The 21,974-nt window shown below is 73.4% G+C and carries 13 protein-coding genes and 1 riboswitch; of the genes, 9 read left to right on the top strand and 4 right to left on the bottom strand.

The features are described from left to right. Positions 1-23 precede the first annotated feature (23 nt). A complete protein-coding gene (locus tag AMK16_RS23950; protein WP_073919626.1) occupies positions 24-1,490 on the bottom strand; it encodes an MFS transporter in 1,467 nt (488 codons plus the stop codon). A 574-nt stretch (positions 1,491-2,064) separates the two neighbouring features. Between AMK16_RS23950 and AMK16_RS23945 the strand changes: the two genes are divergently transcribed. Both AMK16_RS23945 and AMK16_RS23940 read left to right on the top strand, forming a co-directional pair. Further along, complete coding sequence (locus tag AMK16_RS23945; protein ID WP_443333599.1) at positions 2,065-2,841, top strand: ABC transporter ATP-binding protein; 777 nt, start codon at positions 2,065-2,067, stop codon at positions 2,839-2,841. Continuing rightward, positions 2,838-5,423, top strand: coding sequence for an ABC transporter permease (locus tag AMK16_RS23940; protein WP_073919128.1), 2,586 nt, complete (start codon positions 2,838-2,840; stop codon positions 5,421-5,423). The genes AMK16_RS23945 and AMK16_RS23940 overlap by 4 nt, the downstream gene beginning before the upstream one ends. A gap of 68 nt (positions 5,424-5,491) precedes the next feature. Here AMK16_RS23940 and AMK16_RS23935 read toward each other — a convergent pair whose 3' ends face one another. Further along, on the bottom strand, positions 5,492-6,913 hold the full coding sequence (locus tag AMK16_RS23935; protein ID WP_443333598.1) for a DUF2079 domain-containing protein: 1,422 nt from the start codon (positions 6,911-6,913) through the stop codon (positions 5,492-5,494). Between the two features lie 309 nt (positions 6,914-7,222). Here AMK16_RS23935 and mfd point away from each other — a divergent pair, with 309 nt between their 5' ends. The 3 genes from mfd to AMK16_RS23920 all read left to right on the top strand — a co-directional run bounded on the left by mfd (position 7,223) and on the right by AMK16_RS23920 (position 13,198). Next, complete coding sequence (gene mfd, locus AMK16_RS23930; protein WP_073919122.1) at positions 7,223-10,759, top strand: transcription-repair coupling factor; 3,537 nt, start codon at positions 7,223-7,225, stop codon at positions 10,757-10,759. Between the two features lie 319 nt (positions 10,760-11,078). Beyond that, on the top strand, positions 11,079-11,696 hold the full coding sequence (locus AMK16_RS23925; RefSeq protein ID WP_073919119.1) for a hypothetical protein: 618 nt from the start codon (positions 11,079-11,081) through the stop codon (positions 11,694-11,696). Continuing rightward, entirely contained in the window at positions 11,693-13,198 is a 1,506-nt protein-coding gene (locus AMK16_RS23920; protein ID WP_073919116.1) for a serine/threonine-protein kinase, read from the top strand. Before AMK16_RS23925 ends, AMK16_RS23920 begins: the two co-directional genes overlap by 4 nt. Here the strand turns inward: AMK16_RS23920 and AMK16_RS34355 are convergent. Next, positions 13,195-15,792 (bottom strand): YfhO family protein, encoded by a 2,598-nt coding sequence (locus tag AMK16_RS34355; protein WP_079191687.1) that lies wholly within the window; start codon positions 15,790-15,792, stop codon positions 13,195-13,197. The two genes, AMK16_RS23920 and AMK16_RS34355, sit on opposite strands and share 4 nt — an antisense overlap. A gap of 179 nt (positions 15,793-15,971) precedes the next feature. On the opposite strand from AMK16_RS34355, the gene AMK16_RS23910 reads away from it, so the two are divergent. Beyond that, positions 15,972-16,595, top strand: coding sequence for a SurA N-terminal domain-containing protein (locus tag AMK16_RS23910; protein ID WP_073919114.1), 624 nt, complete (start codon positions 15,972-15,974; stop codon positions 16,593-16,595). A 55-nt stretch (positions 16,596-16,650) separates the two neighbouring features. Further along, on the top strand, positions 16,651-17,706 hold the full coding sequence (locus AMK16_RS23905; RefSeq protein WP_073919113.1) for a MazG family protein: 1,056 nt from the start codon (positions 16,651-16,653) through the stop codon (positions 17,704-17,706). 28 nt (positions 17,707-17,734) lie between these two features. Here AMK16_RS23905 and AMK16_RS23900 read toward each other — a convergent pair whose 3' ends face one another. Continuing rightward, a complete protein-coding gene (locus AMK16_RS23900; RefSeq protein WP_242438872.1) occupies positions 17,735-18,946 on the bottom strand; it encodes a globin domain-containing protein in 1,212 nt (403 codons plus the stop codon). 121 nt (positions 18,947-19,067) lie between these two features. Here AMK16_RS23900 and AMK16_RS23895 point away from each other — a divergent pair, with 121 nt between their 5' ends. Both AMK16_RS23895 and AMK16_RS23890 read left to right on the top strand, forming a co-directional pair. After that, positions 19,068-20,342, top strand: coding sequence for a cytochrome P450 family protein (locus AMK16_RS23895; protein ID WP_073919108.1), 1,275 nt, complete (start codon positions 19,068-19,070; stop codon positions 20,340-20,342). Positions 20,343-20,445: 103 nt separating this feature from the next. Then, positions 20,446-21,516 (top strand): LysM peptidoglycan-binding domain-containing protein, encoded by a 1,071-nt coding sequence (locus AMK16_RS23890; protein ID WP_073919105.1) that lies wholly within the window; start codon positions 20,446-20,448, stop codon positions 21,514-21,516. Positions 21,517-21,798: 282 nt separating this feature from the next. Further along, positions 21,799-21,971, top strand: a riboswitch (cyclic di-AMP (ydaO/yuaA leader). Positions 21,972-21,974: the final 3 nt, after the last annotated feature.

Here is a 21,974-nt window from a genome sequence, read left to right as displayed (position 1 = left end):
GGGCATGACAAGTCGCTCCGGTGTCAGGCCCGTTGCTCCTCGCCCTGCTCCGGCAGGACCGGGAACCGGCGCGGCGCCAGCAGCAGCAGCGCCAGCAGCGAGGCCACGGCCGCGCCCGTCGCGCCGAGGAAGATGTGGTCCACGGCGGCGGCCACGGTGTCGCGCAGGTAGCCGGCGGCGGCCGGGGCGAGCAGGTCCGGCTGGTCCAGGGCCTTCGACACGCCGTCCAGGTGGTCCGGCAGTCCGGGTACGGGCGCCCGTGCCAGGCGGGCGGCGACGGTGGCGTTGGCGACGGCCCCCAGCAGGGCCGCGCCGACGCTCTGGCCGACCTGCCGCGAGAACAGCACCGAGGCCGTCGCGGTCCCCCGCTCGGCCCAGCCCACGGTGGACTGCACCCCGACGATCAGCGGCAGCTGGAACAGGCCGAGGGCGCCGCCCAGCAGCAGCATGATCAGCGCCGGCTGCCAGGGCCGCGCGGGGTGGGGGAGCAGGGTGAAGGAGTACAGGATCACCGCGGCCAGAGCGATTCCGACGGCTGCGGTGTTCCGGAAGCCGATGCGCCGGTAGACGTGCTGGCTCAGGGCGGCGCTGATGGGCCAGCTCAGGGTCATCACGGACATCACCAGCCCCGCGCTGACCGGTCCGAGGCCGAGGACGGACTGGGCGTACGTCGGCATGAACACCATCGGGGCCACCATCAGCAGCCCGAGCGCCGCCATGGCCAGGTTGACGGCGGCGATGGTGCGCCGGCGCCACACCCAGCCGGGCAGGATCGGTTCCTCGGCCCGGCGTTCGATCCGGACCACCACCGCGGCCAGTACCGCGGTCGCGGCCAGCAGCCCGAGCGAGGGCGCGGACAGCCAGGGCCAGGCGACCCCGCCCTGGACCAGCGCGAAGAGCAGCAGGCCGCCGCAGGCGAAGACCCCCAGCGCCCCCGCCCAGTCCACCGGGCCCCGGCGGTCCGGGGACCGTACGGGCTCCACCAGGTGACGGGTGATCATCCACAGGGCGAGGGCGGCCAGCGGCAGGTTGATCAGGAAGATCCAGCGCCAGTGCGCGTACGAGGCGAGCAGCCCGCCGAGCGCCGGACCGGCCACGGCCGAGGTGGCCCAGACGGTGGACATCCGGGCCTGGATCCTCGGCCGCTCCTTCAGCGGGTAGAGGTCGCCGGCCAGGGTCTGGATCGTGCCCTGCAGGGCGCCGCCGCCCAGGCCCTGGACGATCCGGAAGGCGATCAGGGCGGCCATGTTCCAGGCCAGCGCGCACAGCAGCGAGCCGACGAGGAAGAGGCCTATGCCGAAGAGCAGGACGGGCTTGCGGCCGAAGGTGTCGGACAGTTTGCCGTAGACGGGGAGGGTGACGGTGACGGCCAGCAGGTAGCCGGAGAAGAGCCAGGAGAAGACCGCGAAGCCGCCGAGGTCGCCCACGATCTGGGGGACGGCGGTGGAGACGATCGTGCTGTCGAGGGCGACGAGCGCCATGCCGAGCATCAGGGAGGCGACCACGGGGGCCGGCGGCCGCCCCGGCGCCCGCGCGGCGCCCCGAGCCGCGCCCCCGCGCCCGCCCTGGTCGCTGCGTCCGTCCCGCTCCCCGTCCCCGTCCCCGCGCCCCGCCCCGTCCCCGAGCCCCGCCCCGGGACCGCCGCCGGAGGCGACCCCCGTCCCGGCCGGGCCGTCCGGTACGGGGTCGGCACGTGCGTCCGTACTCTTCCTCTCCCTCTCCCCTGACCCCACCGAGATTCCTTCCCCCTGCACGTATCTCCGGGGGACACCTTCTCACCGCGCCCCATCCGGCGGTATCCCCCAGGACGCCTCCCCCGCAAGGCGGAGATCCCCTAAGGGACCCTCCGCACAAATAGCGAGGGGCCTTTCGTCCCGGCGGAGGAGGAGAGGGGCCCCTGCGCGTCCTTACCTTGTTCACATGGGCCGTTGACCCCACGGGGGGTGGGGTTAACCCCCGGCCCGATACGGCGACCGGCACCAGCGCGCCGGACCCCGGTGCGCCACAGACTTCATGACGGCGACGCACGCACACCGAACAAGGAGAAACACCGTGACAACGGCTATGACCGAAACCAGGCACGGGGGTACTGGAGGGCATGACGCCGTCGCGGCCCGGGCACGCAAGGTCGTCAAGTCCTACGGCTCAGGAGAGACACGCGTCGTCGCCCTCGACGAGGTGGACGTGGACATCCACCGCGGACAGTTCACCGCGATCATGGGCCCGTCGGGCTCCGGCAAGTCCACGCTGATGCACTGCCTCGCCGGCCTCGACACGGTGACCAGCGGGCAGATCCACCTCGACGACACCGAGATCACCGGGCTCAAGGACAAGAAGCTCACCCAGCTGCGCCGCGACCGGATCGGCTTCATCTTCCAGGCGTTCAACCTGCTGCCCACGCTCAACGCCCTGGAGAACATCACGCTCCCCATGGACATAGCGGGCCGCAAGCCCGACGCGGAGTGGCTGAACCGGGTCGTGGAGACCGTGGGCCTGGCCGGCCGCCTGAAGCACCGCCCCACCGAGCTCTCCGGCGGTCAGCAGCAGCGCGTGGCCGTGGCCCGCGCCCTCGCCGCCCGCCCCCAGATCATCTTCGGCGACGAGCCCACCGGAAACCTCGACTCCCGGGCCGGCGCCGAGGTCCTGGGCTTCCTGCGCCGCTCCGTGGACGAACTCGGCCAGACCATCGTCATGGTCACCCACGACCCGGTCGCCGCCTCCTACGCGGACCGCGTCATCTTCCTCGCCGACGGCCGGATCGTCGACGAGATGTACGGGCCCACCGCCGAGCAGGTACTCGACCGCATGAAGGACTTCGACGCGCGCGGGCGGACCTCATGAGCAACACCGTCCTGAAGACCTCGCGGCGCAACTTCATCGCCCACAAGGGGCGGATGGCGCTCTCCGCCGTCGCGGTCCTGCTCTCCGTCGCCTTCGTCTGCGGCACCCTGGTGTTCACCGACACCATGAACACCACCTTCGACAAGCTGTTCGCCGTCACCGGTTCCGACGTGACCGTCAGCCCCAAGGCGGCGAAGGACGGGGACGACACCCCGGACCGCGGCCGCCCCGAGACGCTGGACGGCTCGGTCGTCGAGCGGGTCAGGCAGGCCGAAGGCGTCAAGAGCGCCGAGGGCGGCGTCGTCTCGATGTCCGTCACCGTGGTCGACTCCAAGAACGAGAACATGGGCTCGACCACCGGCGCCCCCACCGTGGCGGGCAACTGGAACGACAACGAGCTCAAGTCCATGAAGATCACCGCCGGTCACGCCCCGCGCGGCCCGACCGAGGTGATGGTCGACTCCGACACCGCCGCAAAGCACCACCTCAAGCTCGGCGACCAGCTGCGCACCATCGCCATCACCGGCGACATCCGCGCCACCATCACCGGCATCGCCGCCTTCACCGTGACCAACCCGGGCGCGGCCGTCGTCTACTTCGACACCGCCACCGCGCAGCAGCAGCTGCTCGGGGCCCCCGGGGCCTTCACGCACGTCAGCGTCACCGCGAAGGAGGGCGTCAGCGACGAGCAGCTCAAGCAGCACGTCGCGGCGGCCGTCGGCGCGGACACCTACAAGCTCCAGACCGCCAAGGAGTCCGCTGACGCCAACCGCAAGGACGTCGGCTCCTTCCTCGACGTCATGAAGTACGTGATGCTCGGCTTCGCCGGGATCGCCTTCCTGGTCGGCATCTTCCTCATCTTCAACACCTTCTCCATGCTGGTCGCCCAGCGGACCCGCGAGATCGGCCTGATGCGCGCCATCGGCGCCGACAGCGGCCAGGTCCTGAAGTCCGTCGTCGTCGAGGCGTTCCTGCTCGGTGTCGTCGGCTCGGCCCTGGGCGTCGGAGCGGGCGTGGGCCTCGCCGTCGGACTCATGAAGCTCATGGGCCAGATGGGCATGCACCTGTCCACCGACGACCTCACCGTCGCCTGGACCACCCCGGTCACCGGCGTCCTCCTGGGCGTCGTCGTCACCGTCGTCGCCGCCTTCGTGCCGGCCCGCCGGGCCGGCAAGGTCTCCCCGATGGCCGCCCTGCGCGAGTCGGGCACCCCGGGCGACCGCAAGGCCGGCGCCGTCCGCGCCGTCCTCGGCCTGGTCCTCACGGGCATCGGCGGCGCCGGGCTCTTCCTCGCGGCGGCCGCCGACGAGGCCGGACCGGGATCGCTCTGGCTGGGCCTGGGCGTCGTCCTCACCCTCATCGGCTTCATCGTGATCGGCCCGCTGCTCGCCGCAGGCGTGGTCCGCGTCCTGTCCGGTGTCGTACTGCGGCCCTTCGGCTCCGTCGGCCGACTGGCCGAGCGCAACGCCCTGCGTAACCCGCGCCGCACCGGCGCCACCGCCGCCGCGCTGATGATCGGCCTCGCGCTGGTCGCCTGCCTGTCGGTCGTCGGCTCCTCCATGGTGGCCTCCGCCACCGACGAGCTCGACAAGTCGGTCGGCGCCGACTACATCGTCGACTCCTCGACGGGACAGCCCGTCATGCCGCAGGCCGAGCAGGCGCTGCGCTCCGCCCCGGGCCTGGACCACGTCACCGCCTACCGTGAGGTGGCGGCCAAGGTGACCGCGCCCGACGGCTCCACCGAGGAGGACGGGCTGGGCGCCACCGACCCGACGTACGCCGGGGACCTCCGCCGCAAGATGATCGCCGGCGAGCACGCGGCGGCGTACGGCAAGGACTCCATGTCGGTCGGATCGCTGTACGCCGCCGCCCACGGGGTCAAGCTCGGCGACGAGCTGACGGTCGCCTTCACCGGGGGCAGGACGGTCCGGCTGAAGGTCGCCGCGATCACCAGCGACGAGGGCAACCTCGACAAGGGCATGAAGTACGTCAGCACCGCCACCGCGGAGGCCGCCATCCCGGCCGACCGGCTGCCGCGCCCCTTCATGCTGCTGGCCAGCGCCAAGGACGGGCAGTCCGCGGACGCCGCCTACACCGCGGTCAAGGCGGCGCTGGCGCAGTACCCCCAGTACAAGGTCCGCAACCAGACCGATTACAAGCAGTCCCTCAAGGACCAGGTCGGCCAGCTGCTGAACATGGTCTACGGCCTGCTCGCCCTCGCCATCATCGTCGCGGTCCTGGGCGTCGTGAACACCCTGGCCCTCTCGGTGGTGGAGCGGACCCGCGAGATCGGCCTGATGCGCGCCATCGGCCTCTCCCGCCGCCAGCTGCGCCGCATGATCCGCCTGGAGTCGGTGGTCATCGCCCTCTTCGGCGCGCTGCTGGGCCTCGGGCTGGGCATGGGCTGGGGGGCGAGCGCGCAGCGGCTGCTCGCGCTCCAGGGCCTGAAGGTGCTGGAGATTCCCTGGCCGACGATCCTCGGGGTGTTCGCCGCCTCGGCCTTCGTGGGCCTGTTCGCCGCGCTGGTCCCGGCCTTCCGGGCGGGGCGGATGAACGTCCTGAACGCGATCGCGAGCGAGTAGGGACCACCGCGGCTCTGCGGGGGGGCGCCGGTCCGGGACACCCGAGGGGGTCCCGGACCGGCGCCGTGTCAGCTCCGGCGCAGCAGGACGACGCCCTCGGCCTCGCCCACGAGCACGAAGCGTTCACCCGGGTGCAGCCGGGCGGCGTAGGCGGTGGGGTCCTCGCCGGCCCACCCCGAGGAGTTGTCGAAGGCGAACCAGTCGGGGACCGCGCCCTTGCTGCCGCCGATCCACAGGACGCGGCAGCGGGAGGTCAGCCGGGTCAGCGGCACGGTGTCGGCCTCCACCGTCGCCCCGTCGGGGATCCGGGCCAGGAGCCGCTCGACGGCGGTGACGCGGGCCGGCTTCTCGTACGTACCGGCCCGGGCGAGCTTCTCGGTCGGCAGGCTGGTCGCGCCGAGGGCGAGGCCGGCCGCGAGGACGGCGGTGGGCAGCTGCAGGGCGTACGCGCGAAGCCAGGGCCGCTCGCCGCGCCGGACGGTGTCGATGGCGTCGACGAGCGCGAGGAAGACGACCGGCATGAGCACGGCGCTGTAGTGCCAGTCGGTGGACCAGTAGTGCTCGTCCCCCGACAGGAACCGCCAGCCGAGGGTGGGCACGGCGACCAGCAGCAGCGGCGAGCGCAGCGCGAGCAGCCCGGAGGTCGGGACCAGCACCCAGGACAGGGTGGTGAGCTTGGTGCCGAGGCCGTCGAAGGGGCCCCCGCCCTGGATCTTGTCCCAGTAGCCGTAGCCCGCCGTGGCGAAGGCCGGTATGACGACGGTGAACACCAGGGCGGCGAGGACCGCGGCCCCGGCGGCGACGCCGAGGGCGGCCCACGCCGTCCGCCGGTCGGTGTGCCGGGCCCGCCAGGCCACGACCACGGCCAGGGCGGCCAGGGTGAAGCCCAGGTCCTCCTTGACCAGGAGCAGCGGCAGCCCCCACAGCAGGGCGGCGCGCCGGCGCCCCGCGAGCAGTGCCTCCAGCGCGAAGGCGAGCAGGGGAACGGCGAAGGCGATCTCGTGGAAGTCGAACTCGACGGCCCGCTGGACGCCCCAGGACAGCCCGTACGCGATCCCGACGGCCAGCCCGCGGGGCCGGCCGAGGAGCCGCGCGGCCGCCCGGGTGACGGGTACGGCGGAGAGCGCGAAGAGCGCGGCCTGCGCGACCAGCAGCGTCACCGGGCCCGGGAAGACCCGGTAGACGGGGGCGAGGAGCGCGATGACCGGGCTGAAGTGGTCTCCGAGGATGTTGGCCCCGGGTCCCTTCAGGTCGGCGACGGGCTCCCGCAGGTGCGCGTACGCGCGGATGGCCTGCTCGAAGATCCCCAGGTCCCAGGAGGCCCACTCCATCCGCCGGAACCGGCCGACGGACAGCACGAGGTAGACGAGGAACATCCCGCAGGCGACCGCCCAGGGGCCGGGCCGCCAGGCCCGCCACCAGGTCTTCCCCACGGGTACCCGGGCGGGCCCGGGCGCGGGAGCCGCGCGGGCTATGGCATCGCTCGTCACGGACTGGTGCCCCTTCGGCCGCTGGCGTGAACTCCGCGGAAGCGACGCGACGAGCTCAGACGGTCAGTACTGCGTCCACATCGTAGAGCGGGACGGGCCCGGGACGGGTGACGCGGGCCGGTCCCGCGCTTCCGCGCCCGGCCGAGGGGCATGCGGGCGCAAGGGGTCCGCGCGGGGACGCGTATCCCCCGCGCGTGGGAGGGGCGGGCGTCGTAGGGTGGGAGCCCCCGGCCCGTGCGACGTGTCGGGTCCTTCGCGTTGCCCCTTCACGACCTTCAGCACGACCTCCACCGGACGGAAAGCTTCCAGATGAGCCTGCACGGACTGCTCGACGCCGTCACCCGGGACCCGGCCCTCGCCGAGGCGGTCACCGCGGCCGGGGACGGCACCCGCATGCACGTGGACCTCGTCGGGCCCCCTGCCGCGCGGCCCTTCGCGATCGCCGCGCTGGCCCGGGAGACCGGGCGGACCGTCCTCGCGGTCACCGCCACCGGGCGCGAAGCCGAGGACCTGGCCGCCGCGCTGCGCTCGCTCGTGGCGTCGCCCGACCAGGTGGTGGACTACCCGTCCTGGGAGACGCTCCCGCACGAACGGCTCAGCCCGCGCAGCGACACCGTGGGCCGCCGGATCGCCGTACTGCGCCGCCTGGCGCACCCGAGCACGGACGACCCGGCCGCCGGTCCCGTCTCCGTGGTCGTCGCACCGATCCGCTCCGTGCTCCAGCCGCAGGTCAAGGGCCTGGGCGACCTGGTGCCCGTGGCTCTGCGCCAGGGTCAGAGCGTCGACCTGGGCGAGGTGACCCAGGCCCTGGCCGCCGCCGCGTACGCGCGCGTCGAGCTCGTCGAGAAGCGCGGCGAGTTCGCCGTGCGCGGCGGCATCCTCGACGTCTTCCCGCCCACCGAGGAACACCCCCTGCGCGTCGAGTTCTGGGGCGACGAGGTCGAGGAGATCCGCTACTTCAAGGTCGCCGACCAGCGGTCGCTGGAGATCGCCGAGCACGGCCTGTGGGCCCCGCCCTGCCGGGAGCTGCTGCTGACCGACGAGGTCCGGGAGCGGGCCGCGGCCCTGGCCGAGGCCCACCCCGAGCTCGGCGAACTGCTGAACAAGATCGCCGAGGGGATCGCCGTCGAGGGCATGGAGTCCCTGGCGCCGGTCCTCGTCGACGACATGGAACTGCTGATCGACGTGCTGCCCGCCGGGGCGATGGCCGTCGTCTGCGACCCCGAGCGGGTCCGCACCCGCGCCGCCGACCTGGTCGCCACCTCGCAGGAGTTCCTGATGGCCTCCTGGGCGGCCACCGCCGGCGGCGGCCAGGCCCCCATCGATGTCGGGGCCGCCTCGCTGCGCGGGATCGCCGAGGTCCGCGACCGGGCCCGCGAGCTCGGCATGATGTGGTGGTCGGTCTCGCCCTTCGCCGCCGACGAGGAGGCGCCCGGCGGGGACACGCTGGGGCTCGGCATGCGCGCCCCCGAGGCATACCGCGGCGACACCGCCCGCGCGCTCGCCGACACCAAGGGCTGGATCGCCGACGGCTGGCACACCGTCTACCTCACCGAGGGCCACGGCCCCGCCGCCCGCACCGTCGAGGTGCTCGGCGGCGAGGGCATCCCGGCCCGCCTGGAAGCGGACCTGCGCACCCTGGAACCCTCCCTGGTGCACGTCGCCTGCGGCAGCATCGACAACGGCTTCGTCGACCCGCAGCTGCGGCTCGCCGTCCTCACCGAGACCGACCTCACCGGGCAGCGCACCGCCAGCAAGGACCTGGGGCGGATGCCGACCCGGCGCCGCAAGACGATCGACCCGCTGACCCTGGAGGCCGGCGACTACATCGTCCACGAGCAGCACGGCGTCGGCCGCTACGTCGAGATGGTGCAGCGCACCGTCCAGGGCGCGACCCGCGAGTACCTCCTCGTCGAGTACGCCCCCGCCAAGCGCGGACAGCCCGGTGACCGCCTCTACATCCCCACCGACCAGCTGGAACAGGTCACCAAGTACGTCGGCGGGGAGGCCCCGACCCTGCACCGGCTCGGCGGCGCCGACTGGACCAAGACCAAGGCGCGGGCGAAGAAGGCGGTCAAGGAGATCGCCGCCGACCTCATCAAGCTGTACAGCGCCCGCATGGCCGCGCCCGGCCACGTCTTCGGCCCGGACACCCCCTGGCAGCGCGAGCTGGAGGACGCCTTCCCGTACGCGGAGACGCCCGACCAGCTCACCACCATCGCCGAGGTCAAGGAAGACATGGAGAAGTCGGTCCCGATGGACCGGCTGATCTGCGGCGACGTCGGCTACGGCAAGACCGAGATCGCCGTGCGCGCCGCTTTCAAGGCGGTCCAGGACGGCAAGCAGGTCGCGGTCCTGGTGCCCACGACCCTCCTCGTGCAGCAGCACTTCGGCACCTTCTCCGAGCGCTACAGCCAGTTCCCCGTCAAGGTGAAGGCGCTGTCCCGCTTCCAGGGCGAGGCGGAGTCCAAGGCCACCCTGGAGGGCCTGCGCGAGGGCTCGGTGGATGTGGTCATCGGTACCCACCGGCTCTTCTCCCAGGAGACGAAGTTCAAGGACCTGGGCCTGGTCATCGTCGACGAGGAGCAGCGCTTCGGCGTCGAGCACAAGGAGCAGCTGAAGAAGCTGCGCGCCAACGTCGACGTCCTGACCATGTCCGCGACCCCGATCCCGCGCACCCTGGAGATGGCGGTGACCGGCATCCGCGAGATGTCGACGATCACCACCCCGCCGGAGGAGCGGCACCCGGTGCTCACCTTCGTCGGCCCGTACGAGGAGAAGCAGATCGGCGCGGCCGTCCGCCGTGAACTGCTGCGCGAAGGCCAGTGCTTCTACATCCACAACCGGGTCGAGTCCATCGACCGGGCGGCCGCCAAGCTGCGCGAGATCGTGCCGGAGGCGCGCATCGCGACCGCCCACGGCCAGATGTCGGAACAGGCCCTGGAGCAGGTCGTCGTGGACTTCTGGGAGAAGAAGTTCGACGTGCTGGTGTCGACCACGATCGTCGAGTCGGGCATCGACATCTCCAACGCCAACACCCTCATCGTGGAGCGCGGCGACAACTTCGGCCTCTCGCAGCTGCACCAGCTGCGCGGCCGCGTGGGGCGCGGCCGCGAGCGCGGCTACGCGTACTTCCTGTACCCGCCGGAGAAGCCGCTGACCGAGACCGCGCACGAGCGGCTCGCGACGATCGCCCAGCACACCGAGATGGGCGCCGGCATGTACGTGGCGATGAAGGACCTGGAGATCCGCGGCGCGGGCAACCTGCTCGGAGGCGAGCAGTCCGGTCACATCGCGGGCGTCGGCTTCGACCTGTACATCCGCATGGTCGGCGAAGCGGTGGCCGACTACCGGGCCGCGGTCGACGGAGCGGTGGAGGAGGAGCCGCCGCTGGAGGTCAAGATCGAGCTGCCGGTCGACGCGCACGTCCCGCACGACTACGCGCCCGGCGAGCGGCTGCGGCTCCAGGCCTACCGGGCCATCGCCGCCGCCAACTCCGAGGCGGACGTCAAGGCCGTACGGGAAGAACTCACCGACCGCTACGGCAAGCTGCCGGAGCCCGTGGAGAACCTGCTGCTGGTGGCCGGGCTGCGGATGCTCGCCCGTGCCTGCGGGGTCGGCGACATCACCCTCCAGGGACCGAACATCCGCTTCGGGCCGGTCGAACTGCGCGAATCGCAGGAGCTGCGGCTCAAGCGGCTCTACCCGGGAGCGGTGCTCAAGCCCGTCACCTCGCAAGTGCTGATCCCGCGCCCCAAGACCGCCAAGGTCGGCGGCAAGCCGCTCGTCGGACGGGAACTGCTGGCCTGGACGGGAGAGTTCCTGGCCACGATCCTCGGCTCGTGACGACCCGGGGCCCGGCGGCCCCGCGGCGCGCGCGGTGACGGAGCGACGGCCGTGGCGGGGACCTCACTGGTCCCCGGCCACGGCCGTCGCGCGCCGCGGTGGACCCGGGGGAGCGCGCCGCGCGGCGGGCCCGGCCGCCCGTCTGGTTCGTGGCGGTACGCCCGTTTGGGGGGAGTCGCTCACCAGAGCGTGGAACGCGCTGGTCAGACCGCATCGGCTGCGACCGTGCAACGGTTGGGCGCATCCCCTCACCATGGCCGGAATCGCTGTATACGCTCAGACGCGAAAACCCATTCCGCACGGCCCGTCAGGAGCACCGATGCACGCCCCCGGCATCCCGCCGCAGCACGGACACCAGCCCAGTACCGGGGGCGTGGTGACCCTGCGCGTGCTGTTCACGCTGCTGCCCATCCTGAGCTGCGGCTTCCTGGCCTGGGCCACGATGCTGCGGCTCGCGCTGGTCACCCGGGCCACCCGCGACTGGACGCTGCTGGCCGTCAGCTGCCTGCTCTCCGTCGGCTGGATCGTGCTGATCGGCGCCGACCCGACCCCCAAGACGGACGGCTGGCAGGGCAACACCGGCGCCGGCGGCACCATCCTCACCGGCTTCGCGACCTGCGTGTACTTCCTCGTCGCCGACATCCGCCACCACGAGGCCAGGGCGTCGCTGCGGCCCGCGCACTGGTACGCCGCACAGGCGGCCCCCTACCCGGGCCCCCGGCAGGACGCCCCCGCCTACGGCTACCCGCCCGCCCAGGTACAGCCCACCGTGCCCGCCCCGCCCCACGTCCCGCCGCAGCCCACCCCGCCGCCGCGCCTCGGGCAGGTCCGCGCCGAACTCGACGAGCTCAGCGAGCTGCTGCGCAAGCAGACCCCGCCGCCGGGCGGCCCCTACCAGGACCCGAACCGGACCGTGGTCCAGGACCCGGATCAGTGACCGACCGGCTCATCGCAGACCGCTACCAGCTGGCGAGCGTCCTGGGACAGGGCGGCATGGGCCAGGTCTGGACCGCCTACGACCAGCGCCTGGACCGGCGCGTCGCCGTCAAGCTGCTGCGCCCCGACAAGGTCGCCGGCCCCGGCACGGTCGCCGAGGAACTGCGCCGCCGCTTCGTGCGCGAGTGCCGGGTCACGGCGCAGGTGGACCACCCCGGCCTGGTCACCGTGCACGACGCCGGCAACGACGGCGACGAGCTCTTCCTCGTCATGGGCTACGTCGAGGGCGCCGACCTCGCCGACCACCTCGCCGAGCACGACCCCTACCCCTGGCAGTGGGCGGTCGCGGTCGTCGCGCAGCTCTGCTCGGTCCTCTCGGCCGTGCACGCGGTGCCGATCGTCCACCGGGACCTGAAGCCGCGCAACGTGATGATCCGCCCCGACGGCACGGTCCTGGTCCTGGACCTCGGTGTCGCCTCGGTGATGGACACCGACACCACCCGCCTCACCAGCACCGGCACGCCGATCGGCAGCCCCGCGTACATGGCCCCCGAACAGGCCATGGGCGGCGCCGTCGGTCCGTACACCGACCTGTACGCGCTGGGCGTGCTGCTGTACGAACTCCTCAGCGGCAACGTCCCCTTCGCGGGCTCCACCGCCCTGGGCGTGCTGCACCGGCACCTCTACGAGCCGCCCGTCCCACCGCGCCGGCTGCGCCCGGAGATCCCGGCGGAGCTGGAGGCGCTCCTGCTGCACCTGCTCGCCAAGGATCCGCAGGACCGGCCGGCCTCCGCGCAGAAGGTCTACGAGGCACTCCTGCCGCTGCTGCCCGCCGGCGGCAGCCGCGCCCCCTCGGGCCCGCTCGACCCGACCCGCCCCTTCCTGCGCCCGCACGCCCCCTGGCCGGACCGGGCCACCGTCATCCCTCCCCAGCCGACCTCCCCGCCGACGCCGCGGCCCGACATCCCCGGCGCCGTGGACGAGGCGCGCAAACTGCTGGACCAGGGACAGCTGACGCAGGCCGTCGACATCCTCGGCGGCATCCTCCCGGCCGCCGCCGCCGAGCACGGCGAGCATTCGCCGGTGGTGCGCTCCCTGCGCAAGCAGTACGCCGCCACCTTGATGGACGACGGCCAGTACCGCCGGGCCCTGCCCGAACTGCGCCGCCTCGCCGACCAGTTCCCGGCCGGCGCCCCGCAGTCGCTGCGCTTCCGCTACGACTCGGCCCAGTGCCTGGAGCAGCTCGGCGAACCGGCCGCGGCCCTGGCGGAGTACCGCTCGCTGCTCCCGCTGTTCGAGAACCACTACGCCAACCCGGACCCCGGACTGCCGCTGGAGGTCCGCCGCAGGATCGGGCACCTGCTGCTCTCCCTCGGCGACCGTCAGGCCGCCCACGACACCCTGGCCCGGCTGCTGTTCGACGCCGAGCGCCTGCACGGCCCGGCCCACCCCTTCCCGGCGGAGGTCCGCCGGACCCTGCACTGGCTGAGCCAGGTCCGCTAGGCGCGGGGCCTGGTCCGCGGGGCGTGGGGCGGCCTGATCCGCGAGATTCCCGGAACGAGCAGGGTGTCGTGCGGTCCCGGCCGGGCCCGCCGGCGCCGGACCGCCGCCAGGCCGAGCAGGATCGCGAGGGCGGCTCCGGCGACGGCCGTGCCCGGCAGGAGGCCCGGAGGCCGGAAGGTGCAGTCGAGGCGGGTGGTGCGGCCGTCCAGGGGCAGGGCCACCAGACCGAGGTGCGCGGTGGCCGGGCGGCCGTTGCAGCTCCAGCCCGCGATCGCGGGGACGGACAGGACCGCAGTCCCCGTACTGCCCGCGGGCAGCTCCGCCCGGACCCCGGTGGAGCCGACCCGCACCGAGGTCGCCGCCGAGGCCCGCAGGGAGTCCACCGCCGCCCCCAGCCGGTCGCGGTCCAGGCAGGACAAGACCCACCGGGCGGGCGGCGCCGCGTCGAAGACCAGCACCGAGGAGGGGCCGCGGGAGACGCCCATCGGCTGGAGGGCCGCCCGGTTGCGCGGGGCGGCGCCGTTCAGCCGGAAGGCGGGCCCGTCCGCGAGGCGGGCCGTCGCGTCGTACTGCGGAGCCCACAGGTAGGCCCCGGTACCCGCCCGGCAGACGCCCGGGGCGACCGGATCCTCGTACACCCGTGCGCCCAGCAGCAGTTCCTGATTGCGGAAGGGGGACTCGCCGTACGCGACCGGTGCGCCGGGCGGGGCGGACGCACCCGGCGGCGCCGAGGTGCCGCCGCTGTCGACCGCGCCCGTCGCGCCCGCCCCTGCCACCGTGCCCGCCACCGGCGCCGTGCCTGCCGTACCTGCCGTACCGGCTGTGGCCAGGGGGCGGATCGTGACCAGCGGGGGGACCTGCGCCCGGGCGATCGTGCCGTCCGGCCGCAGCCGTGCGCCCACCGCGAAGACCGCGTCCACCACCGGGTTGTCGAGGCTCTGCACGTTGCGCCCGCGCGAGGTCCAGCCCGACCCGAGGGCGGCCATCGTGTCCGTCAACACGGCCGGCGTGTGGCTGCTGTAGTACGAGCCGCCCTCTCCGCCCAGCAGCATCGGGTCGTTGCCGGTCAGGGCCGGCCGGCCCGGATCGGTGCGGTACGCCGGCCAGCCCTCGGCGCCCGCCAGCGCACCGGCCCGCGCGGTGTGCGCCGCGGACCAGGACGGGTAGTCGTCGAGTCCGCCCAGCTTGCCCCGGTGGCCGTAGGCGGTCGTGGCCGCCGCCTGGCCGACGAGGACGGCGGCCAGCACCGCCGCCGCCGGCAGCGCGAGCCGGCGGCGGCGCAGCGCCCACCAGGCCGCGGCCGCCGCGACCAGGCCGCCGCAGAAGAACACGTACCCCCAGCTCGTCGCCAGCGTGCTCCCGCGCGCCCACAGCGCCGTCGCCGCCAGCAGCCCCGCCCCCGCCGCCAGCGGCCGCGGGCCCGGCGGCCCGGCCGCCACCCCCGCCCAGGCGGCGATCACGGCGATGCCGGCCAGGACGAAGGTCTGCCGGTACGGACTGCCGTTCGGGGTGGCGAAGAGGTGCCAGACCAGGTGCGCCGGGGCCCACTGGAGGGACAGCGCCACGGCCGTCGTCAGCCCCGCCCACGCCAGCCGGGCGCGCACGGGCACACCCCGGTGGAAGGGGAGCGCGGCCACCAGCAGCAGCGTCCCGGTCCCGAGGAAGACGGCGGGGGAGGAGAAGGAGTACGTCGCCGGCTCCAGGCGGGCGAAGACATCCGCCCAGGACACGGGCCTGAACTCCCGGACCCAGCCCGGGTACGCCTGCCGGGAGCTGAGGAAGAGCGGGACCAGCACCGGCGCCGCGAGCGCGATCCCGAGCACGGTCGTCACGGCCGCCCGGCCGACGGGCCGCAGCCGCTGCGCCGCGCCCTCCCGCGTCAGCACCACCCGTACCAGCAGCACCAGCCCCGCGCCCAGCGTGGCCATGTACGCCGTGTAGAAGTTCGCCGTCCAGCAGACGGCCACCACCAGCGCCCCCGCCACGGGCCGGCGCCCGCGCAGGGCCCACTCCCCGGTCAGGCACAGCAGCGGGAAGGCGATCAGGCCGTCCAGCCACATCGGGTTGTAGGCGGCCTCGATCACCGACCAGCCGCACAGCGCGTACGAGGCGCCCAGCAGCCCCGCGGCCCACCAGGCACCGCGGCGGTGCGTCCGCAGCAGCCAGGCCATGGCCGCCCCGGCGGCCGCCGTCTTCAGCACGGTGACGACGTACACGGCCAGGTCGATGTCCGCGCGCGGGAACAGGGCGACGAGCACCGACAGCGGGCTGGTCAGGTAGGTGCCCAGGTCCGGAAGGAAGCTGGTGCCGTATCCGGACTGCCAGTTGAAGAGCAGGCCGCCGCGCGCGCGGCCGTGCAGGAGGTCCCACAGGTGCGCGTGGAAGGGCACGAACTGGTTGCCGAGGTCGTTGACGCTGCGGTGGCGCGGTCCGTAGGGGAAGACGCGGGCGGCGGCGTCCCCGGCGCACACGGCCACCGCCGCGAGCAGGGCGGCGAGGGCCGCGCCGTACAGGCTCCGGCGGCGCGGCGTGCGCGGCGTGCGCCGCGGGCGGTCGTGCGGCGTGCGGTGCCGCGAGCGGTGCGGTGTCGACATGGTGGGCCGACCTTGGCAGTGCCGGAGGACCGAAGGGTGGCCGGGGAGTGAACACGCACCCCGACAGCCCGGGAATCGTTGGTCGAACCGGTGGCTCGGACCACCCTGACTGCATACCATCGATCACCGCACGGCCCCTTTGTGCACCGACGCACAATCTCCCGGCCCTGGAGGCTCCTTTGCACCGTCGCACAGCGCTCTCCGTCTCCACCGCCCTGCTCCTGGCGGCCCCCCTGCTGTCCGCCTGCTCGGGGCAGGCCCGACCCGGCACCGCGGCCGTCGTCGGCGGTGAACGCATCACCACCTCCGCGGTCCAGGCCCAGGTGAACGAGGTCCGGGCCGCGCAGAACCGTTCCGGGCAGTCCGCCTCCGAGCTCGTCGCCAGCACGCCCAACCTGGAGCGCCAGAAGCTCGACTCGATCCTCCAGAGCCGGATCATCGACAAGATGGCCGACACCGCGGGCGTCACGGTCTCCGCGAAGGAGATCCAGGAGGAGCGCAAGGGGTACGTCGACGACAGCAAGGGCTCCGCGCAGTTCGAGGCGCTGTTCCTGCAGAAGGGGGCGATGGCGCCCGGCCAGATCGACCGTTTCCTCCGGGACCGGGTGCTGGTCACCAAGCTGACCGCCAAGTACGGCAACGGGAAGCTGGAGGAGCCGGCCCGGGCCGCCGCGAAGGCGCTGCACATCGAGGTCAACCCGCGCTACGGCGCCTGGGACGTCAAGCAGATCAAGCTGGGCGCCGGGGACACCCCCTGGATCACCCAGCGGACCCGTCCCGAGCAGGCGCCCGCCGGGGCCTGACGCTCTCGCCGCAGGGCCGGGAACGGACCCCCGGGCAGGGAGGTAGGTTCGAAGGGTGACCGACCACGAACCCGCCGGGCCCACCGGCCGCATCGTCCTGCTGACCACCAGCCACCGGGTCGCCCCCGGCGTGCTGTCCTGGCCGGCCTGGCAGACCCTGCACGCCGCGGACCGGGTGGTCTGCGCCGACCCCGCGCACCCGCAGCTGCCGTACCTGCGGGAGGCGGGCGTCGAGGTCGTCCACGAGGCTCCCGACGCGCAGGCGCTGGTCGAGGCGTGCGCCGGGGGCCGTACGGTCGTGGTGCTCCCCGGCGGCGAGGGCGACCAGCGGCTCACCGACGGGCTGGCCCGGCTGGCCGGTTCGGGCCGGGTCTCCATGCCCGGCCTGGAGCTGCTGCCCGGTTCCTACGACCTGCCCGGTGCCCGCCTGCTCGACCTGGTCCAGGTGATGGACCGGGTCCGGCGCGAGTGCCCGTGGACCTCCACCCAGACCCACCGGGGACTGGCCAAGTACGCGATCGAGGAGGCGTACGAGCTGGTCGAGGCCATCGAGGACGGGGACCGCGAGGAGCTGCGCGAGGAGCTCGGCGACGTCCTGCTCCAGGTGGTCTTCCACGCGCGGATCGCGGAGGAGGGCGCCGCGCACCCCGGGGCCGCGGACGCCGGGGACGCCGCAGGCGCCGGGGATGCCGGGGACGCCGCGGAGTCAGGGGAAGGCGTCGGGGCGTTCTCCATCGACGACGTGGCCGGGGCCCTCGTGGAGAAGCTGATCCACCGCCACCCCCACGTCTTCGGCGACGCGCAGGCGAAGACCCCGCAGGACGTCAGCGCCCACTGGCAGCGCACCAAGGCGGTCGAGAAGCGGCGGGAGTCCGTCACGGACGGGATCCCGGTGGGCCAGCCCGGCCTGGCGCTCGCGGCCAAGCTCGCGGGGCGGGCCCGCGCGGGCGGCGTGGCCGTGGAACTGCCCCGCGGCGAGGGCATCGGGTACGAGCTGCTGGAGCTGGCGGCGCGGGCCGAGGCGGCGGGGATCGACCCCGAGACGGCCCTGCGCGCGGCGGCACGCGTCTACCGGGACGCGATCCGGGCGGCCGAGGGCGTCGGCGGGTAGTGCGCGGCGGCGCTCCGGCCCCGCGGGGTCACCGGTCCCCGGGCGCGCGGGCCGAGGGATCGTGCCAGTGCGGCGCCGGGCGGCTGAGGAACCACTCCCCGTGGCCGAGGGGACGGCCGTTCGGCCCGTGCCCGCTCGCGGCGGCGGGCACGGTGTCGTGGAAGATCCGGCCGGGGCGCGCCCCCAGCCCCTCCAGCACACCGGCGGTCTCCTCCATGAACGGCGGCGGTCCGCTGAGATAGACGTCCTGGTCGGGCCACAGGCCCCGGGTGCCGAGCGCGGTGGTGAGCCGGGCGGTGGCCTGGTTGCGGTGCTGCCCGGGGGCGGGCGTGATGTAGGTGACGGCGAAGCGGCGGGAGCCGGCGGCGTACGCGTCGATGAGCGGGCGGTCGTAGAGGTGGGCGGCGTCCCGCGCGACCACGAAGAGCCGTACGTCCTGATCGGGAGGGTGATCGGCGAGGTCTTCCAGGATCGCCCGGATCGGCGCCCAGCCGGTTCCGGCCGCGATCAGGCTGACCGGCCGGCCCTCGCGGCGGAAGGTCAGCCGCCCGCCGGCGGCGCCCAGGCGCAGGGCGTCGCCCGGCCGGGTCCCGCGGACCAGGGCGGTGCTGAGCCGGCCCCGCTCGATCCGGCTGACGTGCAGGTCGAGGGTGCCGTCGGGGCGGGGGGCGTTGCCGATGGAGTAGGTGCGCCAGGTCGTCGGGATCCGCTCGCTGCTCACGCTCGCGTACTGGCCGGGGAGGTAGGGGAAGGGGGCGTGGGGCCGCAGGGTCAGGACGCCGATGTCCTGTCCGTACCTCAGGTGGCGCACGACCTCCGCGTCCCACCATGGCGGGCCCTCGCTCGCGGCGGCGCCGGCCGTCATCGCGTCGGCGATCACCTGGTAGGCCTCGCTCCATGCCTTCTCCACCGCGGGGGTCCAGGCAGCGCCGGAGGTCTCGGCGAGCGCGGCGAGGAGGCTGGCGCCGACGGCCGCGTAGTGCTCGGGACCGGCCCGGAACTTGCGGTGGTCCCTGCCCAGGTCGCGGAGGTAGGGCAGGAGGGCCTCGTCCTCGAAGTGGACGATCACGTGGGTGAGGGCGGCGAAGAGGCGGTCCCGCTGGCGCTCCATCTCTTCTGCGGAGACCGGGAAGAGCTCACGGATGCCGGGGTTGTGCCAGAAGAGGTGGGAGTAGAAGTACTTGGCCGCGTGCTCGGCCCTTCTCTCCACCACCGCGAAGCTGCTTTTCAAGATCCTCACATCCACAAAACCGAAAGTAGGAACGGCCGGCGATGTGAGGTCAAGCGATGGAGCATCCACGGACAGCCGCGACGAACCCCCCATATCGGATGACAGGTGGCCGCCGGGATACGGTCGTCGGGTGCACGAGCAGATCCCCGCAGACCCCGCCGCGTCCCCTCCGACCCAGGGCCCGACCCTGTTCGACTGGGCGTTCGCCACCGACCCCTACCCGGCCTACGCCTGGCTGCGCGAGCACTCCCCGGTGCACCGCACCACGCTCCCCAGCGGGGTCGAGGCGTGGCTGGTCACCCGGTACGCCGACGCCCGCCAGGCCCTCGCCGACCAGCGGCTCAGCAAGAATCCGGCGCACCACGCGGAGCCGGCGCACGCCAAGGGCAAGACCGGGATCCCGGGGGAGCGCAAGGCGGAGCTGATGACGCACCTGCTCAACATCGACCCGCCGGACCACACCCGGTTGCGGCGGCTGGTGTCGAAGGCCTTCACTCCCCGCAGGGTCGCCGAGTTCACCCCGCGCGTGCAGGAGCTCACCGACCACCTCATCGACCGGTTCGCGGCGAAGGGCGAGGCGGACCTCATCCACGAGTTCGCCTTCCCGCTCCCCATCTACGCCATCTGCGAGATGCTGGGCGTGCCGCGCGAGGACCAGGACGACTTCCGGGACTGGGCGGGGATGATGATCCGCCACGGCGGCGGCCCGCGCGGCGGCGTCGCGCGCGCCGTGAAGCAGATGCGGACCTACCTCGGCGAACTCATCCACCGCAAAAGGGATGATCTCGGCAATGACCTCATCTCGGATTTGATCCGCGCGAGCGATCACGGCGACCACCTCACCGAGGCCGAGGCCACGGCCATGGCCTTCATCCTGCTCTTCGCGGGGTTCGAGACGACCGTGAACCTCATCGGCAACGGCGTCCACTCCCTCTTCGCCAACCCGGACCAGCGCGCGCTCCTCCAGGCCTCCCTCGCGGCCGGCGAAAGGGGACTGCTGGAGACCGGGGTCGAGGAACTACTGCGCTACGACGGCCCCGTGGAGCTGGCCACCTGGCGCTTCGCCACCGAACCGCTGACCCTCGGCGGGCGGTCGGTGGCGGCCGGCGACCCGGTCCTGGTGGTCCTGGCAGCCGCCGACCGGGACCCGGAACGCTTCGCCGAACCGGACACCCTGGACCTCTCCCGCACCGACAACCAGCACCTCGGATACGGGCACGGCATCCACTACTGCCTGGGCGCCCCGCTCGCGCGACTTGAAGGTCAGACCGCGCTTGCGACTTTGCTCACGCGTCTGCCGGATCTGGAACTCGCCGTTCCACCCGGGGACCTGCGCTGGCGCGGCGGACTGATCATGCGTGGCCTGCGCACCCTTCCCGTGCACTTCACACCCCGAAACATCTGAAGCGCGACTGATTGGCTGTCAGTTTCCGACCGGAGTTGTGACAATCGTTCGAAGGCCGCTAGGTTCTGCCGTTACCCCGCCGTTATGCGAAAGGTGCAGCCTCATGCGTTCCGGGAACGGCCGCCACAGACGGCCCCGTCAGGTGCCCGCGATAGTCGTCACTGCCGGAGTCACCGGCTCCGCACTGGCCCTGCCGCTGCTCGCCGCCACGAGCGCGAGCGCGGCGGACACCGCCACCTGGGACAAGGTCGCCGAATGCGAGAGCGGCGGCAGCTGGAGTGCCAACTTCGGCAGCGGCCAGTACGGCGGCCTCCAGTTCACCCAGGAGCAGTGGAAGAGCGCCGGCGGTCTCGACTTCGCAGAGCGGGCCGACCTGGCGAGCAGGTCCCAGCAGATCGCCGTGGCCGAGCGGGTGCTGGCCTCCCAGGGCCCGCAGGCGTGGCCGCTGTGCGCCGCCTCGGCCGGACTGGACCGACAGGGCCCCGCCGCCGATGTCGACCCCGGCCTGCCTGGCGGCTCCGGCGCCGCCGGCGCCACACCGTCCCGCCCGGACGACACTGTGCCCACCATCGGGGGCGGCAAACCCTCCACGGACTTCGGCGCGCCCACCCAAGCCGCCCCGAGCCCCTCCGGCAGCCCCTCCCTCGTGCTTCCCGACGGCCCGCTCGCGCCGTCCCTCGGACTGCCCGTCATGCCCGCGCCCGACGAGCCGACGACGTCCCCCACCCCTCCGGTGGTCCCGGCGGACCCGGCCGCGCCGACCCTTCCCGCGGATCCGGGCGCGCCCACCGTGCCGCCCGCCACCGGCACCACCCCGGGCGCGCCGTCGGCGGACCCGACGGCCCCCACGGCTCCCACGGCTCCCACGGCTCCCGGCGCCACGACGCAGCCGTCGGCGCCGGTCACCCCGGAGCCCTCCGCCGATCCTGCGACCCTGCCGGCCACGGCCTCGGAGGGCAACGGCAAACACCGCGGTGCGCCCGCCGAGGAGCCCGCGCCGTCTGATGCCGCGTCGGACCCCACGTACACCGTGAAGGCGGGCGACAGCCTGGCGACCATCGCGGACGCCAACGACCTCAAGGGCGGCTGGAACGCGCTCTACCAGGCCAACGAGCAGGTCATCGGCAATGACGCCGATCTGATCAAGCCCGGCCAGAACTTGGATCTAACCTAGCAATAGGGGCACTTCGGGCGGCCGGTAAGACCTGATTGTCCGTTTCCTGCAAGTGAGACATGTGTCTCTTCAGGTCAACTGGCGTGTCCCGCCCCGGCGCTTCCGCAAACCCCGTCCTCACCTGCGCAAACACCACCTCGGGGTGGGCAAGTAGGGGCCGTTCCTCCCCGATGTGGCTCGTTGAACATCGGGGAGGGACCTGTCTACCTTCTGAATCGCCCGCCAAAGCGGGCTCCTTCGACCGCATCGCCGAATCCTGCCGGCGGACGGAGGGAACAGTCGTCGCGTCAAGCGCCGAAGGCAGGAGCGGGGGAACCAAGGTAAGTGCCGGGAGCGGCCGTTGAGAGACGGTCACGCCACCGGCTAGGGGTTAAGCCGTGCGCTAGGTCGCACGACCGGGCAACTCACTCGCCCGAACCCGACAGCTCACCTCGCAGGCGTCGGTGAGGAGAAACTCC

The sequence above is a fragment of the Streptomyces sp. CB00455 genome, assembly GCF_001905445.1.
Taxonomy (GTDB): domain Bacteria; phylum Actinomycetota; class Actinomycetes; order Streptomycetales; family Streptomycetaceae; genus Streptomyces.
Note: the sequence above shows the minus strand (reverse complement) of the source record. Positions and strands in the feature narration are given on the sequence as shown.